General features: G+C 42.5%; 16 protein-coding genes. 10 read left to right on the plus strand and 6 right to left on the minus strand.

Translation table 11 applies throughout. From position 1 onward, the window contains the following. Position 1 precedes the first annotated feature (1 nt). Positions 2–1630, plus strand: a complete 1629-nt coding sequence (locus tag EGM47_RS03050; protein WP_124979281.1) for a S8 family serine peptidase — start codon at positions 2–4, stop codon at positions 1628–1630. A gap of 273 nt (positions 1631–1903) precedes the next feature. On the opposite strand, the gene EGM47_RS16265 is transcribed toward EGM47_RS03050, so the two are convergent. Together EGM47_RS16265 and EGM47_RS03055 are read right to left on the minus strand one after the other, a co-directional pair. Continuing rightward, the gene (locus tag EGM47_RS16265; RefSeq protein WP_164510812.1) at positions 1904–2044 is read right to left on the minus strand and encodes a hypothetical protein; all 141 of its coding nucleotides are present in this window, start codon (positions 2042–2044) and stop codon (positions 1904–1906) included. 36 nt (positions 2045–2080) lie between these two features. Next, complete coding sequence (locus tag EGM47_RS03055; protein WP_124979282.1) at positions 2081–2671, minus strand: riboflavin synthase; 591 nt, start codon at positions 2669–2671, stop codon at positions 2081–2083. 63 nt (positions 2672–2734) lie between these two features. Here EGM47_RS03055 and pdxA point away from each other — a divergent pair, with 63 nt between their 5' ends. From pdxA to EGM47_RS03100, 9 genes are all read left to right on the plus strand, one after another. Next, positions 2735–3784, plus strand: coding sequence for a 4-hydroxythreonine-4-phosphate dehydrogenase PdxA (gene pdxA, locus EGM47_RS03060; protein WP_124979283.1), 1050 nt, complete (start codon positions 2735–2737; stop codon positions 3782–3784). 63 nt (positions 3785–3847) lie between these two features. Next, positions 3848–4387: a YceD family protein gene (locus tag EGM47_RS03065; protein ID WP_124979284.1), complete on the plus strand. Its 540-nt coding sequence runs from the start codon at positions 3848–3850 to the stop codon at positions 4385–4387. A 5-nt stretch (positions 4388–4392) separates the two neighbouring features. Then, positions 4393–4590, plus strand: coding sequence for a 50S ribosomal protein L32 (gene rpmF, locus EGM47_RS03070; protein WP_124979285.1), 198 nt, complete (start codon positions 4393–4395; stop codon positions 4588–4590). A gap of 150 nt (positions 4591–4740) precedes the next feature. Then, on the plus strand, positions 4741–5736 hold the full coding sequence (locus EGM47_RS03075) for a beta-ketoacyl-ACP synthase III (RefSeq protein WP_124979286.1): 996 nt from the start codon (positions 4741–4743) through the stop codon (positions 5734–5736). Between the two features lie 23 nt (positions 5737–5759). After that, positions 5760–6251 carry an acetyl-CoA carboxylase biotin carboxyl carrier protein gene (gene accB, locus EGM47_RS03080; protein WP_124979287.1) on the plus strand — a complete coding sequence of 164 codons (492 nt, stop codon included), beginning with the start codon at positions 5760–5762 and terminating at the stop codon, positions 6249–6251. 92 nt (positions 6252–6343) lie between these two features. After that, positions 6344–7693, plus strand: coding sequence for an acetyl-CoA carboxylase biotin carboxylase subunit (gene accC, locus EGM47_RS03085; RefSeq protein ID WP_124979288.1), 1350 nt, complete (start codon positions 6344–6346; stop codon positions 7691–7693). A 583-nt stretch (positions 7694–8276) separates the two neighbouring features. Beyond that, on the plus strand, positions 8277–8831 hold the full coding sequence (locus EGM47_RS16670) for a 2Fe-2S iron-sulfur cluster-binding protein (protein ID WP_317126856.1): 555 nt from the start codon (positions 8277–8279) through the stop codon (positions 8829–8831). Continuing rightward, the gene (locus tag EGM47_RS03095) at positions 8831–9454 is read left to right on the plus strand and encodes a hypothetical protein (protein WP_124979289.1); all 624 of its coding nucleotides are present in this window, start codon (positions 8831–8833) and stop codon (positions 9452–9454) included. The genes EGM47_RS16670 and EGM47_RS03095 overlap by 1 nt, the downstream gene beginning before the upstream one ends. A gap of 179 nt (positions 9455–9633) precedes the next feature. Beyond that, positions 9634–12993: a hypothetical protein gene (locus EGM47_RS03100; RefSeq protein ID WP_124979673.1), complete on the plus strand. Its 3360-nt coding sequence runs from the start codon at positions 9634–9636 to the stop codon at positions 12991–12993. Here EGM47_RS03100 and EGM47_RS03105 read toward each other — a convergent pair. The 4 genes from EGM47_RS03105 to EGM47_RS03120 are packed head-to-tail and all read right to left on the minus strand — an operon-like array spanning position 12990 to position 17226. After that, positions 12990–14120 carry a M23 family metallopeptidase gene (locus EGM47_RS03105; RefSeq protein WP_124979290.1) on the minus strand — a complete coding sequence of 377 codons (1131 nt, stop codon included), beginning with the start codon at positions 14118–14120 and terminating at the stop codon, positions 12990–12992. The genes EGM47_RS03100 and EGM47_RS03105 overlap by 4 nt on opposite strands. 11 nt (positions 14121–14131) lie before the next feature. Next, the gene (locus tag EGM47_RS03110) at positions 14132–14674 is read right to left on the minus strand and encodes a TlpA family protein disulfide reductase (RefSeq protein WP_124979291.1); all 543 of its coding nucleotides are present in this window, start codon (positions 14672–14674) and stop codon (positions 14132–14134) included. 12 nt (positions 14675–14686) lie between these two features. Then, complete coding sequence (gene radA / locus EGM47_RS03115) at positions 14687–16057, minus strand: DNA repair protein RadA (protein WP_124979292.1); 1371 nt, start codon at positions 16055–16057, stop codon at positions 14687–14689. Beyond that, on the minus strand, positions 16057–17226 hold the full coding sequence (locus EGM47_RS03120) for an alpha/beta hydrolase (RefSeq protein WP_124979293.1): 1170 nt from the start codon (positions 17224–17226) through the stop codon (positions 16057–16059). The genes radA and EGM47_RS03120 overlap by 1 nt, the downstream gene beginning before the upstream one ends. Positions 17227–17240 lie beyond the last annotated feature (14 nt).

Consider the following 17240-nt stretch of genomic DNA (forward strand, 5'->3'; position numbering starts at 1 on the left):
TATGAAATATACATTTTTAAAACATTTGGCTCTGGGAGTAGCCGCCACGGGAATGCTTGTGGGTTGTGGAAGCGGTTCAGCTATCGTTTCCCCACCGATTGAAAACATCGATCAGATGCCACTCAAAACTCAGGAGCTTACTGAATATGAAAAACAAAACTGGAAAGACCTGGATTTGATAGCTGATACTATTCCGGGAATGAGTGTCAATAAAGCTTATGAAGAAATTTTAAAAGACAGAAAAGGTAAAGATGTTATTGTTGCCGTTATCGACTCAGGTGTAGATACTGAGCACGAAGATCTTGATGACGTGCTTTGGGTCAATGAAGATGAAATTCCAGGTAACGGTAAGGATGATGATAACAATGGCTATATCGATGATGTTCACGGTTGGAATTTCTTGGGAGACATCGTAGAAGAAAATTTAGAATACGAGCGAATTCTGAGGGATAAAGATAGGTTGCCAGCAGATATGGTTGCCAAGGCTCAGAAGGAATACGATGAGAAATTGGCTAGCGCCGAGAAGGAAAAAGCATTTTATGAGGGAATCTTACAGCAGGTAAGAGCAGTCGATGCCATTTTGGAAAAATCCACGGGTAAAGAAGATTATACTGATGAAGATGTCAAGGCAATTACTAAAGATGACCAAGAAACTCAACAGGCTGCGATGTTTTACAACAGACTTAGAGCCAATGGCCTAGAAAGTCTAGACGATGCCGAAGAGCAGGTCACAACCTTGATCAATGAGAGCGCGGCTTTGCTGAATGGGGAAAAACTCAAAACCAATTTCCGAAAGGATATTTTGAATGATGATCCTTATGTATGGGATACCGGAGTGTATGGAAACAATGAGTATGCTGGACCAGACCCAGAAAAAGCGGACGCCTTTCACGGAACCCACGTTGCTGGAATCATCGCCGCTGAACGAGATAACGATAAAGGAGTTAATGGTGTAGCAGATCACGCTAAAATAATGGTGTTGCGCGCTGTTTCTTCAGCCGATGAGTACGACAAAGATGTTGCAAAGGCCATCAGATATGCGGCAGACAATGGCGCAAAGGTTATCAATACCAGCTTTGGGAAATACCACTCCACCAATCCAGAGTGGGTATGGGATGCGATCAAATATGCGGCTAGTAAAGATGTATTAATCGTAAATGCCGCTGGAAATGAGGGCACCGATACGGACACCACCCAAGTGTATCCTCAAGATCAAGAGTTGGCTGGCGCTGAGATCAGTTCAAACTTCCTGACTGTAGGTGCGTTAAATTTTACCTATGGCTCTGATCTGCCCGCAACATTCTCTAATTATGGTAAATCCTCGGTGGATGTATTTGCACCAGGTGTAGCAATTTATTCTACAGCACCGTTGAATGAATATCGTAACGCCAGCGGTACTTCCATGGCTTCACCAGCGGTAGCCGGTGTGGCTGCTGTGATTCGTTCTTACTTTCCTAAGCTGACTGCGGCTCAAGTAAAGCAAGTCATCATGGACAGTGGTTTAACTACACAGGCTAGAGTCAACTTAGGTGGTGGCGAACAAGGTGAATTTAAAGCCTTTCAGGACGCCACTGTTTCTGGTAAAATGGCTAACCTATACAATGCCTTGATACTCGCATCAAAGATGTAAGTTGCTCAGATACAAGAAATATTATAAGAGACCGAGCAATCGGTCTCTTTTTTATTCACAAGCCCAATCAATTTTAAAAAGGCGGAACACATTTTGCTAAATGTCAGTATATTTGCGGGCTATAATAATCACGGCTTTTGGACGTTAGAAAATGTGAATTATCGATAAAATGCACGTTTTTGAAATTTAATACAAAGTTGTCATGGGTTTTTTGCCCCGTTTGAGTTTAATTTTTACATTCGCACCCAACCTAGAGATAAATATGTTGTTGAATCAGATACCCCTATCCTGCCTTGCGCTCATCCAGCAAGTTGCTCCACCTGAGCCTACTGGAAAGATGGGACCTCCGGGTCCTCCAGGATTGCCTGTAGATACACATGTATGGGTGTTATTCTTGGCTGCTTTTTTAATCATGGGATGGGTATTTTTCCGCTCCCGCAAGCAACAGGCCTAAGATATTGGCTGCATTAATCTTTTGATATACTTTCCGATCACGTCAAACTCCAAGTTGACCACATCCCCTTTCTTCATTTCCTGAAAGCCTGTATGCTCATAAGTATAGGGTATGATAGCCACAGAAAAATTATGCTGTCCTGCATCGAAAACTGTAAGGCTGACTCCATTGATACAAATGCTGCCTTTTTCTATGGTAACATTGCCTAATGCTGGATCGTATTCAAAGCTAAAAACCCAAGAGCCGTCTTTATGAAGGATAGAAGTACAGACGCCTTTCTGGTCTACATGCCCTTGAACGATATGGCCGTCTAGCCTCGCATCCATCTTCATGGCACGTTCCAAATTTACCCTGTTGCCGACTTCCAGAAGACTTAAATTGGTTTTTTGAAGTGTTTCGTCAATGGCGGTAACGGTATATTCTAATCCGTCGATAGCTACAACTGTAAGACAAACACCATTATGAGCCAGGCTCTGGTCAATTTTTAATTCTGGCGTAATGTCGCATTTCAGGCGCAGGTTCAAGTTGCTGTTTTCTTTTTCAATCGCTGTAATGATTCCTATATTCTCAATGATTCCTGTAAACATATACTGGGTGAAAAAGGTTATTTTTAACCTTTCAAAAATACAGCTTAAAACGAGGCTATTACCATGAGTAAACAAAAGATTATTAAAGTAGGAATATCAATAGGTGACCCAAACGGTATAGGAGGGGAGTTGATCCTCAAAGCTTTTGAAGATACTCGTATGCTGGAAACAATCACGCCAGTAATCTTTGCTGGTACCAAGTTATTGTCCTATTATGTAAAGACCTTTGGGTTAAATACAAAAATCCACGGGATCAATTCGCTGGACGATGTGGTGCCTGGAAAATTCAATGTTTTACGTTTACTCAAGGAACCTTTTGACGTAGAATGGGGAAAGGTGGATCCGCAGGCCGGTGCCATTGCTGTGCAAAGCCTGAAAGCTGCGGTAAATGCTTTAAAGGAAAATCAGATCGATGTTTTGGTGACTGCCCCAATTCATAAGGAGTCCATACAATCCAATGATTTTAAGTTTCCTGGACATACAGATTATCTCAATCAGGAGTTGGAGGGCGAAAGCTTGATGTTCATGGTAGGAGATGACTTAAAAGTAGGTTTGCTCACTGATCATGTTCCGATCAAAGATGTGCCAGAGCAGATCAGTGCTAAGCTTATCAAGACAAAGATCGGTACCATCAAAGAGTCATTAAAAAGAGACTTTGGGATTACCAAACCCAAAATAGCTGTGTTGGGAATTAATCCGCATGTAGGAGATAATGGCGTGATAGGTGACGATGACCAGCAAAAACTCATTCCTGCCTTGGAAGATTTACGCCAGGATGGAAATATTATATTTGGTCCTTACGCAGCAGATTCGTTTTTTGGAAATAAAAAATACAAAGAGTTTGATGCCATTTTAGCCAGTTACCACGATCAGGGATTGGTGCCGTTTAAGACGCTTACTTTTGGTAGAGGCGTGAATTATACAGCAGGTCTCAGTCATGTTAGGACCAGTCCAGATCACGGAACAGGCTTTGACATCGCAGGTAAAGGGGATGCAGATCCTAGTTCGTTGATCGCTGCCATACATCAGGCAGTAGATATTTTTTACAAGCGTCAGGAGTACGAGAAGTTGAATAAAAATCCGCTCAAAAAAGTTTCTCGCAAACGCAGGTGATATTAACACTAGGTTTTTAATAACTTTTATTATCTTTGCCCGCTCTTTGAAAGAGGAAAGATTATGGAACTCAAGGCTTTTACGATTGCCTTTGCAGGATTGAAGCAAGGTGAACATCAGTTTAAATACGAGATCCATGATGAGTTTTTTGAAAATTTTGGTTACGAGGAATTCCACGATGCTTCCTTAAATGTCACTGCTGTGTTGGACAAACGATCTACCCTGATGGATTTGTCTCTGGAGGCTCAAGGAACCGTGAACGTAAATTGCGATCTGACCAACGAGCCATTTGACCTCCCAGTCGAGGCGCAAATGGAGCTGGTTGTTAAGTTCGGCCCTGAGTTCAATGATGAGAATGAAGATCTTCTTGTCTTGCCACACGGGGAGTTTGAGTTCAATATCGCTCAGTACGTCTATGAAATGATTGTATTGTCGATCCCACAAAAAAGGATACATCCTGGGGTGGAAGACGGTACGTTGGATTCAGACGTATTGGATAAGTTGGATGAGCTGAGTGTGACAATTCCCGATGACCAAGAAGACAAAGAAAATACCGATCCCAGATGGGACGCATTAAAAAAATTAAAAACGGATAATAATTAATAGCCATGGCGCATCCTAAGAGAAAAATCTCAAAAACAAGAAGAGACAAAAGAAGAACGCACTATAAAGCCAGCGTTCCGCAAATCGCTACAGACTCCACTACTGGTGAGGCACATCTGTACCACAGAGCCCACTGGCATGAAGGAAAGTTGTACTACCGAGGTAATGTCTTGATCGATAAGACGGAAACCGCCGAGGCTTAATTTTTCTATTATCAAATTACTAGAAAAGAGTACTTTTCTATGTAAAATCATAAAAAATGACACGTTTTACTAAAAATGTGTCATTTTTTGTGGTATTAAGCGCTTTTTTAGTAGCTTTCCCAGCTCTAATAAATCATTAGAATCTCCAGTATGAGTCAAATCAAAGCGGCGATAACGGCAGTAGGAGCTTATGTTCCTGAATATAGGCTTACCAACGCTATCCTGGAAACCATGGTGGATACCAATGATGAATGGATCGTCACCAGAACAGGGATCAAAGAACGTCGTATTCTTAAGGAAAAAGGAAAGGGATCTTCTTTCCTGGCCATTAAGGCTGCACAAGATCTTATTGATCAAAAACAACTGGATCCTAAAACAATCGATCTGGTCATCGTGGCCACTGCGACACCTGATATGCCTGTGGCTTCAACGGCAGCTTATGTGGCTACCGAAATTGGTGCGACCAACGCTTTTAGTTACGACTTAATGGCGGCTTGTTCCAGCTTTTTATATGGAATGAGTACAGCTAGCAGCTATATTGAATCTGGACGGTATAAAAAGGTTCTGCTGATTGGAGCCGATAAGATGTCGTCCATCATAGATTATGAAGACCGCGCTACATGCATCATTTTTGGAGATGCGGGTGGCGCGGTTCTTTTTGAACCCAATCAAGAAGGATACGGATTAGTGGACGAAATACACCGTTCAGACGGTATCGGTCGAAATTTTCTTAAAATTGATGCCGGCGGATCCATACTTCCTGCATCTCATGAGACCATTGACCTCAAACAACATTATGTTTTTCAAGATGGGAAAAATGTTTTCAAATATGCAGTTTCCAATATGGCCGAGGTATCAGAACAAGTGGTGCGCCGTAATGGGTTGGACAATGACCAGATCGATTGGTTAGTTCCACACCAAGCCAATAAGCGCATCATCGATGCTACCGCAAGACGCATTGAATTACCGGAAGAAAAGGTAATGGTCAACATCCATAAATATGGTAATACGACCAGTGCCACATTACCGCTTTGTCTCAAAGAATATGAATCCCAATTGAAGAAAGGGGATCGTCTGGTATTTGCTGCCTTTGGTGGTGGTTTTACCTGGGGATCTATACTGCTCACATGGGCTTATGATAGTTAAACTTTATAATAACCTCCCTTAATATGGAACTTAAAGAAATACAGAATCTTATCAAATTTGTCGCCAAATCAGGTGCCAGCGAAGTGAAACTTGAAATGGATGACGTTAAGATCACCATCAAAACCGGTTCCGAACCTGGTGAAGTGACCTACGTATCACAAGCTGCACCTATGCAGATGGCTGCTCCGCAAATGCAGGCGCCACCGGCACAAGCTCCAGCTGCACCAACTCCCGAAGCTGCTCCAGCCGCTCCTGCCAGTAGCGACGATGATAAATATGTGACCGTCAAGTCACCCATCATTGGAACATTCTATAGAAAACCAGCCCCAGACAAACCATTGTTCTGCGAGGTAGGAGATACCGTAAAGGAAGGAGATACACTTTGTATCATCGAGGCAATGAAATTGTTTAACGAGATTGAAAGCGAGGTCTCTGGTAAGATTGTCAAGGTCTTGGTAGACGATTCTTCTCCAGTGGAGTTTGACCAACCATTGTTTTTGGTAGATCCTTCGTAAGTAAGAGAAGGATTCTTTTTTCAAGTGTTCTTGGTAGGGCCGCTTTCGCGAAAGCGGACAGATCAACAACACCTTAACTAAAAAGACAAATCATGTTTAAAAAAATACTGATTGCCAACCGTGGTGAAATTGCCTTGAGGGTTATACGTACCTGTAAGGAAATGGGAATTAAAACAGTAGCCGTTTACTCGACTGCGGATGCCGACTCTCTTCATGTTAAATTTGCGGATGAAGCGGTGTGTATTGGGCCACCACCCAGTAACTTGTCCTACCTCAAGATGTCCAACATCATCAGCGCTGCCGAAATTACCAATGCCGATGCCATTCACCCTGGTTACGGTTTCCTGTCCGAAAATGCCGATTTCTCGCGTATTTGTGAGGAACACGAAATCAAATTTATCGGAGCCAGTGCAGAGATGATCGCCAAAATGGGAGATAAAGCCACAGCCAAAGCTACCATGAAGGCCGCTGGTGTGCCTTGCGTGCCCGGATCTGACGGAATCATTGAAGACTTTGAGGCTTGTAAAAAAATAGCTAAGGAAACTGGTTATCCCGTCATGCTTAAAGCTACTGCTGGTGGTGGAGGAAAGGGAATGCGTGCCGTATGGAACGAGGAAGACCTGGAAGATGCCTGGAACAGTGCCCGTACAGAGTCAAAGGCAGCATTCGGCAACGATGATATGTATATGGAAAAGCTGATAGAAGAGCCACGCCATATCGAAATTCAAGTCGTAGGAGATAGTTATGGAAAAGCCTGTCACCTGAGTGAAAGGGATTGTAGCGTGCAGAGACGTCACCAAAAGTTGACGGAAGAAGTACCTTCTCCTTTCATGACCAAAAAATTACGCAAAGAAATGGGAGAAGCAGCCGTACGTGCTGCCGAGTTTATTTCTTATGAGGGAGCTGGAACAGTGGAGTTTTTGGTGGATAAGCATCGCAACTTCTATTTTATGGAGATGAATACGCGTATCCAGGTGGAACACCCGATTACTGAACAGGTGATCGACTTTGACTTGATCCGCGAGCAGATTCTTGTCGCTGCTGGTGTCAAGATTTCTGGAAAGAATTATGAGCCTGCATTACATTCCATCGAGTGCCGTATCAACGCCGAGGATCCTTATAACGGATTCCGACCATCCCCTGGAAAGATTACCGTGCTTCATGCACCTGGTGGACATGGTGTGCGTTTGGATACCCACGTTTATGCAGGATATTCCATACCGCCCAATTATGATTCGATGATCGCTAAGCTTATCACAACTGCGCGTACACGTCAGGAAGCTATCGATAAAATGAAACGCGCGTTGGATGAATTTGTAATCGAGGGTATCAAAACCACCATTCCATTCCATAGACAACTCATGGATGAGCCGGCGTATGTTTCTGGAAACTATACCACGGCCTTTATGAATGATTTTAAGATGAAACCCATAGAATCTTAAAAGGTTTTATTTCACTTTGATCAATACCAAGCCCTTCCGATTTTTCGGGAGGGTTTTTAGTATCTGATGTAAGATAGATAGAACTATTTAAGGTTTGTTTTCCCACATGCATAAAAATGAATGATGCCTATAAAAATGCCACCATCTGTTTACCATTCATTTCAATATTGGATCTACCAAAAAAACGAAGTAGATAAGTATAAATGAAAGAATTAATGATTTGGCAATACGAGATGAATAGGGGTTGTTATTCTTTCTTGCAAACAATATCAGGTAATAACTGTGCGGTTTATATCCAAACCATGATTAAGGATTCGAGGTATGATCTGGGTTCAAAATAACTTCCTATGGCCAATTTAGTGGCTGCTCAAGAGAAAGTATTGGTATTTTAGGAGAAAATTGTTGATGGTAAAACCCTGGTTGTACCTCCATCGATCTTGTGAATGAAAGTTATATGATAGTCGAAGTCGACCACCTTTACCCCAGTCCAAATCGTAAAAATTTATTTCGATAAAAACCGCCTTATGTGCATTGATATTTCTTTTTTCCGTAACTTCATATTTTAAACCTAAATTTTCCCTGTATGAGAACTATTTTTTACTCTTTAAGTGCGCTATTTTTAAGTCTTGCTGCCTGTAGTACCAGTGAGCCGAATGCCTTGACTTTTGAAGATCTGGAAGCCAAATTCCAGATGAAGGAACCTTTTACCGAAGCTGGTAAAAAGAACATTATTGATAGATATGGCTCTGTAGAGCAGTACCTAGCAGTTGTTGAATCTAGAAGAGAAGCCATCGCTGAAAACAAAGAAAAACGCAATCAACAGGCCACTGCCAAAGATTTCCCCATGTTTGTGGTAGAGGTGTATAATTATAGCGAAGGTCTAGATGACTATTTCTTATGCTCGGCCGGTCATTATATTCTGGATCGTGCTGAAGAAGAGGGTATTGAATTGCCTTATTCTGACAGGGCTGGAGCAGGAAGTTCATGTGCTGGTATAGTGAAGGCTGGAAGTGTTGACCAGTCAGAGCAAACCTTTTTGACAGACCAACAAGTGGCTGACGGATGGGTGTTGTTATGCGTGGCATATCCTTCCAGTAGTGTTAAGATACTTACCCATCAGGAAGAAGAATTATATTGATGAAATCATCCTTACAAAGAACATCTTTTTTTATATTACTGCTGGCCTTACTTTGTTCACTACAGAGTAGGGCCCAGCAAATCTCTGATTTTACCAAGGCACAGCGGGACAGCATTGCGGCCATGGATTTCATCAATAGAGATTATCAATTTATTTCAGATGATTTTAAATTGCTGCGTGAGGAAATTGACTGTGATGCCTCTCAACAGCTCAAAAACAAGCTATCTCATCGCATAGCTTACAAGGATAGTCTCTTTGAATTGTTACGATATAATTTAGGCGGTGAATATCAAGCTTACCTGGCTTTTCATCGCATTCTTAAAAAGTGGGAAAATATTGGGTTCTATCTGTGGATGGACTCAGAATCTACCAAGACATTGGCATGCAAATTTGATATAGAGCACCCACATCTATTCTATGAATTCCTGGCTAGTGAAGAGAGTTCTGCCGATAAAAGAAAAATTTTTAATAGGCTTAAGAACAAACTTAAGGAGGCAGATGTCGAGAGTCTGGAGCCTTCAGCGAGCTATAGGGATTGGATGTACCACGCATTTGAACATAATCCGGCCCGTGTCTATGTGCAAAAAAACTATTTAAAGAAAAACAGCCGGCATAAACATTAAAGGAGTTTGGGTTTGAACCCGTTCATTTTAGCTTGAGCTAACTGATTTCTCGCTCCTGCCTTGATCTTCACCTGATCCACTGCATTCTAGGACAAATAAAATATTTTTGCGTTTAACTTGTTTGCCTATACATGCGCATCTGTCTTTTTATTTTATTTTTCTGCTGGGCTCAGTTTCACATGGCCCAGGGATATGCTAATACCCGACAGAAAAAATTGGCAGTGGCCGACACGCTTCAATTGGAGGAAACGGCTATCAATCCGTATTACTTTAAATTGACAGATAAAAGTGGTATGCCTATCGATAGCACCGCTTACAAGATGGACTATCAGAATGCTAGATTGATCATTTTAAATCGGCAAGCCATTCTTACAGACAGTATTCAGGTCAGCTATCTTCCTCTACCAGATTTTATCACCAAAACCTACAATGTTTATGATCCAAAAATAATTCTACAAAATGACAGTAGACAGGAAGAAGTTGTATCTCTGCGTCAACCCACTATCAGAAATACATTCATTCCCTTTGATGGTCTTCAAACGACAGGCAGCATTTCTAGAGGAGTCAGGGTGGGAAATAATCAAAATAGTGTAGTGGATGCCGAATTGGATTTGCGTATTACTGGTAAGCTCAACGATAAGGTTTCGCTGAGAGCCTCTATCCAAGATGCTAACGTACCTCAGACCCAAAACGGTTATTCCCAACGCCTTGATGAATTTGATCAAATTTTTATTGAGATCTTTAGTGAAGACTGGAATATCAGGGCTGGTGATGTGGATCTCATCCAACAAAATTACCAATTCAACAATTTTACCAAACGGGTACAAGGAATCTCTGGACAGGTCAAGTTTGATGGCGAGCAAACAGATTCCTACGTGGGAGCAGCTGGAGCCCTGGTGCGAGGGACTTTTAATATCTCCAGATTTACGGGTCAGGAAGGGAATCAAGGACCGTATAAATTGACGGGCCAGAACGGCGAACTTTTCATTTTGGTGGTTTCGGGAAGTGAACGGGTCTATGTCAATGGGGTTCCGCTCATTCGAGGAGAAAACGCTGATTATATTATTGATTACAACGCTGGTGAAGTAAGATTCAACCCCACATATCCCATTACTAGCGAGATGCGTATATCTATCGAATACCAGTATAGCGAGCGGAATTTTACAAGATTTATTGGTTATGGAAATGCTGGATTTGCCTCCCAAAAGCTACAAGTAGATACCTACGTCTATACTGAAACCGATGCCAAAAATCAACCCCTCCAACAAAACCTCTCTGAGGAACAAGTGACTATTCTTGCAGAAGCTGGCGATGATCCAGAATTGGCCATAGCACCCAGTGCCATTTCTGCCGACTTTTCTGAAAATCAGATTCTTTATCGCCGTCAATTTGTTGCTGGACGGGAAGTTTTTATTTTTTCCCAAGATCCAGATGAACAGTTGTTTAGTGTGAGGTTTAGTTTTGTGGGAGAAGGCAACGGTGATTATCAACTGGTCAATGATCAAGCGATCGCCAATATCTATGAATACGTATCGCCAGTAAATGGCGTTCCTCAAGGGAATTACGCGCCAGTCATACAGTTGTTTACACCTGAAATACTTACCATCGCTGGTGCTAAGGCCCAATACCAACCTACGAATTCTACCCGATTATTTACTGAATTGGCCGCCAGTAATAAGGATCTCAACAAATTCTCAGAATTGGATGATGGAGATAATAAAGGAGCTGCAGTTAAATTAGCTGTAGAGCAAAATCTACTGAAGAAAGACTCTCTAAAATCCCTCACTGTGCGCTTGAATACAGATTACATTCAAAGCGAATTCAGAAACGTAGAACGTGTGTACAACATTGAATTCAATAGGGATTGGAACCTAGAATCCACCGTTGGAGATCAATGGTTTACTACTGCTGGTGTAAAATATCAAAACGATACGATTCTCGCTGCGGCTTATGAGTTTGAACACTTAGAGTTTAGTGACCGATACACAGGCAACAGGCATAATTTTACTACTTCTTATGATAGGAATGGATGGTTGGCACGCTTTCGCGGAAGCGCACTTACTACCAATTCTGATGTTCAGGAATCAGATTTTTTAAGAATGCAAGCCGATGTGCTGAAGCGCATTGCCAAGTATTATGCTGGCTTGCGTGTAGAAGGTGAAGATAACCAGCAGCGACTAAAGCCTACAGAGGAACTTACACCACTTTCTCAGCGCTTTTTAGGCTATGAAGTCTATGCTGGTAGAGGTGACACCACCAGCACTTATGTTGAGATAGGCTATCGGCATCGGGTCAATGACAGTTTGAGAGACAACCGTTTAGCACGTGTCAATAATTCTAATAATTATTATGTAAAAGCTCAACCCATTAAAACAGACAATAGTCAGCTAAGGGTGTATGCCAATTACAGGCGTCTTGAGGATATGATTGGAGATCGGCCGGATGAGGTAAGTCTGAATTCCAGATTGCAATACCAACATAAATTTTTTGATAAAAAGTTGTTATGGAACACTACCTACGAGACCAACAGTGCCAGTATTCCAAGGCAGGATTTTACCTACGTGGCGGTCAACCCTGGTCAGGGAAGCTTTACCTGGATCGATTATAATAATGACGGTATCCAAGACCTCAACGAATTTGAACAGGCGCAATTTCAAGATCAGGCTAGTTTTGTTAGGGTGCTGCTACCCAATCAGATATTCTTGCCTACCCACCAAAATAAATTTTCCCAAACCTTGACCTTAAATCCTATCGGATGGTCTGATCAACAGGGGCTTAAAAAGTTGTTTTCTCAATTTTATAACCAGACCAGTTACCTCATTGATCGCATGCTACCACGGGAAGGAGAAAATTTTGATCTCAATCCGTTTAATGAAAGCGATGATCAACTGGGTTTAAATCTCAGTTTCAGAAACAGTTTGTTCTTTAATCGAGGCAAGCAAAACTACACCACCAATTATACCTATTTAAGCAGTGCCACAGAAAATCTGTTAAGTATTGGCAGTCTGGCCGCCGAAATAGAGAGTCACCAGCTCAGTTTCTTGCATAAAATAGCCAATTCATGGCTAATCACGCTCAACGGACAAGCTGGATTTAACTCCAGCAAAAGCGAGAATTTCCCCAACCGTAATTTTAAGATTCAGGAATCACTTTTCAAACCCCAGATCTCCTATCTGTTTGATCAAAGCAATAGATTAGAGGTTTTCTATGAGTTGCAGCAAAAAAGGAATGAAATAGGTGATGTTGCCGACCTCCAACAACAGAATTTGGGTCTGGTTTGGGCATTTAATAAGGCACAACAATATGCGATCAATGGAGAGCTGAGATACGTGCGCAATGATTTTGAAGGCCAAGCCTTTTCACCTGTAGGTTTCCAAATGTTAGAAGGATTGCAACCAGGCACGAACTTTACCTGGTCTCTGCTTTTGCAAAAGAAGATTACCAATTTTCTGGATTTGAACCTCAGTTACAACGGAAGAGATAGTGAGACCGCACCTACTGTCCATACCGGGAGCGTCCAGCTAAAAGCTTACTTCTAGAATTCTTTCAAAATAGATTTATGGGCAAATCCAGTTTTTCCTAAACTACTGCGTACATGGTACCAATTACCGCTGCTTCCTAGTATGCTGACTTTTGATTGCTTTAAATCTTGTAGGATTTGACTAGCAGCATCCGGAGATTGACGTAGGTTGGCAGAAAAACCAGTGGCTGCCGGATCTTCCAGCCATGGTAGCGGTGGGGAAGAATCTGGAAGAGATGGTTGCCAGATATAGGGTTTCGGATCTACTGCCTTGCCATCTTGATAGATTCCAAAATGTAAATGCGGCGCTGTGGTTCTGGCATTTCCTGTATTGCCTACAAATCCGATCGTGTCACCCTTTATCACTTGATCACCGTGCTTCACATTCCAATCGTTGAGGTGTGCATAGTATTGTGCCAGGCCGATTTTTGTATCTCTGATCCAGATTTGTTTGCCACCTAAGCCACGATTTCTTATCGATGTCACCCTACCGTTTGAAACGGCAACTACCGGATGGCCCCTGGAGGCAAAAAGGTCATTTCCTTCATGGGACCTGGAACCTCCGTCTCTTGATGCGCCCCAAAAAGACTTGATGGAAGCGTTAGTTTTTCTTACCAGAGGAAACCCATAGTAGGCTTTTTTCTGCACCATCAGCTGTGCTTGCGATGTTACCCCTAATTGTGCTTGTAAAATAAGTCTCGGCGAGCTGCTGGCATGGGTGAAGTAGTTCAGCTCCAGACCGTTTTCTGTGATTTCGGCTTCTTCAAGCCAATTTTGTTTTTCGTCGTAAATTTCAAGTATCCAAGGTAAAGGTACCCCATCATCTGCTTTTAATTTGACCGACAGGATTTCGCCTTGAGCGATTTTTACCATATAACCTGAGGTAAATGCATTGGAAGAATCAGTGATCACCTGCTCGTAAAATGGCTTGTCAAGAATGATTTCGTCTTGTAGTGCTATTTCAAGCTTTTGATTCCAACGCTGCAGTATTTCGGGCTGCTTTTTTAGACTGCGCACATAGACTTCCCTTCTAGTGGGTTGAAGTAGAACATCTAAGAACTGCGGTTGATAGAAGTAGATATACGTAGCTAGGGAGAAGAGCAATAGCAGTATGAGCCATCCCCAATACCTTTTCAACCCTGCCATTTATTTTTGAATTATAAGGAAAGAAAGGCGTCCAGGGTGGTCGTTAGACCCGGATTGCTGGGGCGTGGTGCATTGTCGTCCACTAGCCTTCCATTTTGATCAAATAACATATATCTGGGGATGGAGTTCACATTGTTATCCTGAAATAACCGGGCTTTTGGATAGTTATGGGCCAAAAAACTGTTTTCAGTAATATCAAACTGTTGGGCAGCGTTTTTCCACATTTTCTCCTTGGTATCGATGGAAATGAATAAAAAGACCACGTCTTTGCCTTTGTAACTCTCCTGAAGTCGGTCTGAAAAAGGCATCATAGCTTTACAGGGACCGCACCAGCTTGCCCAGATGTCTAGGTAGATGACTTTCCCTTTATGTTGGGCGAGGACCTGATCTAGCGAACTATAATCGTCGTTCAAGTCGGTGAGGTGAATGGTGTCATTACTGGAGGTATCTGCTTGCTCCAATGTGATGCGTTCAGGGGCTTGAGCCTTCTCTTTTAGTTTTTCATTGCAGGAAATCATAAGTAAACTACAGATGAAAAAAATCATTTTGTTCATAGCATTTTTATTTTACGAAAATAAATATTTGACCAATTCTTCAATTTTTGAAAACGCCAGAATCTCGGTGCCTTTATTTTTAAAGTTTTGGCTGGCTGGCGCGATAAAAATCTTTTCAAAGCCTAGTTTGGATACTTCGTTGACCCGTTGTTCCATTCTGCTTACGGGACGTATCTCACCGCCCAGTCCAACCTCTGCACTGAAACAGTGTTGAGATGAGATTTCTAAATCAAAATTAGAAGATAGAATGGCTGCCACAACGGCGAGGTCGATGGCAGGATCGTCTACGGTAATACCGCCAGTGATATTTAAAAAAACATCCTTTTGTCCCAGTTTAAAGCCAGCTCTTTTTTCCAACACAGCCAGTATCATATTGAGTCTTTTCAAATTGTATCCTGTGGCACTGCGCTGCGGTGTACCGTAAACTGCTGTAGAAACCAGGGCTTGTACTTCTATCATCAATGGACGCATACCTTCCATGGTAGCGGCAATTGCTGTACCACTCAATGGATTCCCTCGTTGGGAAATCAATATTTCGCTTGGGTTGACTACCTCTCGCAAACCATGACCTAACATTTCATAGATGCCAATCTCGTGGGTACTCCCAAATCTGTTTTTTAGCGCCCTTAATATTCGGTAGGTGTGATTGCGATCACCTTCAAATTGTAGAACGGTGTCTACCATATGTTCCAAAATCTTTGGACCCGCGATATGCCCATCTTTGGTAATGTGACCGATCAACAGCACTGGGGTTGCAGTTTCTTTGGCAAATTTGATAAGTTCGCTGGTACACTCCCTAATTTGGGATACACTTCCTGGGGAGCTCTCAATATGGTCCGTCTGTAAGGTTTGGATAGAATCTATAATGACCACATCGGGCTCCACTTCTCCAATCTGCCTAAAAATGTTTTGCGTTTTGGTCTCAGTAAGGATGTAGCAATCCTTAACCTCCTTTTTAATTCGGTCCGCGCGCATCTTAATTTGCTGTGCACTTTCCTCTCCAGACACATAGAGTGTTTTAAACGGAAGGTTGAGGCACACCTGTAATAGCAGGGTTGATTTTCCTATGCCAGGTTCACCTCCTAATAAACTCACGGATCCGGGAACCAGACCACCGCCCAATACCCGATTAAATTCTGTATTTGTAGTATCCAGTCTGGGGTTCTCGCGCGCATCGATTTGAGAGATCAATTGTGGGGTTGGGGTACGCTTTCGCGAAAGCGTAGACTCCTTACTGCCTTGATCCCAGGAGGCTTTGTCCTGTTTTTGAACCACCTCCTCCACCAATGTATTCCATTCTTTACAAGAGGAGCACTGTCCCTGCCATTTGGCATGTTGAGCGCCGCAATTCTGGCAGAACCAGGTGGTTTTTGTTTTGGCCATTAATCTTTTTCCTGAAGCAATTCTACTTTATCCAATACGTCATCTTTGGTAATCCCTACTGCGGGCTCCAGAGCATAAGCCGCATTAAAGGCCTTGACAGCTCTGCTATTGCGTCCTAAACCTTCATACCCCAAACCTTCTACATAACGACCGTATAACAAGTCTGGATACTCCTTGTGGGCCATATCGCCTATGTCGATGAGTTGTTCCCAGTCTTCTTTGGCAGCAACATAATCTGCGATGGTGACTAAATCCACCAGTCTCAATTTCATCTCCACACCATAGACCTCTCTGATGTAATCATATTTGCTCTGGATGCGGTCAATAACGCTGACCATATCCTTGGTTTTTTCCTTGCCTTTAAATTTTTCTTCTTCAGCCAGATCTTCTTTCATCAACACATCTTCATCGATCAATTGATATTCTTTAAAGATAAAATCCAAGCCTCTGGGAATGGCTTGTCCGGCCACAGAATATTTATTGGTATCCGTAAGGGCGTCGTGTTTGACGTGTACCTTGTTATTGGTCTGGAACAGTGAATCAGCCTGGCTGTCCATCATATCTTTGACAATGGCATCGCGCTTGGCCGTAGCTACATAAAAGAATTGGTGCTGATCGAGTTCTCCCAATTTGTTGACCAGGTTATTTTGAATGAGTTCGGAGTATTGTGGTTCGATCTGGATAAACGCATCGATTTTTACATCCTTGCGCATCAAATAGTAGCTGGCGAGATTGGCGGTGATATCTTTACCTACAATAACGGTAAATGGCGCAGTGCGAAATTCCTCCTCCATCGTTGCTTTAATTTCCATCAAAAAGCCCATGAATTTACCAGCTTGTTCAGTAGGGAGGCCTTTGTTGAAATCAATGGCTGTCTCGTCCCATCGACTTTCACGCTGATTGATCCCGACTACCAGCGCTTCTGGCATTTGATCCCAATAGCTCAAGTAGTCAACCATCCCAGCAACTGGTTCAAATAGATAATCTCCATCCAGAACGATAATGAGCGGGTACGTTTTTTCTACATTTTTTGAATAATTGCGAGGTTTGAGAATTTTGACATTGCGTTCAGAACCCAGTATTTCACTGGGAAAACTGCGGTACATGGCTTGACCTGATGTCAGGGCCACGCAAAAAAACAGGCTGGCCAGTAGGAATAAGCTTTTCATGATTTGGTTTTATG

This window comes from Nonlabens xiamenensis (genome assembly GCF_003865345.1).
Classification (GTDB): Bacteria; Bacteroidota; Bacteroidia; order Flavobacteriales; family Flavobacteriaceae; genus Nonlabens; species Nonlabens xiamenensis.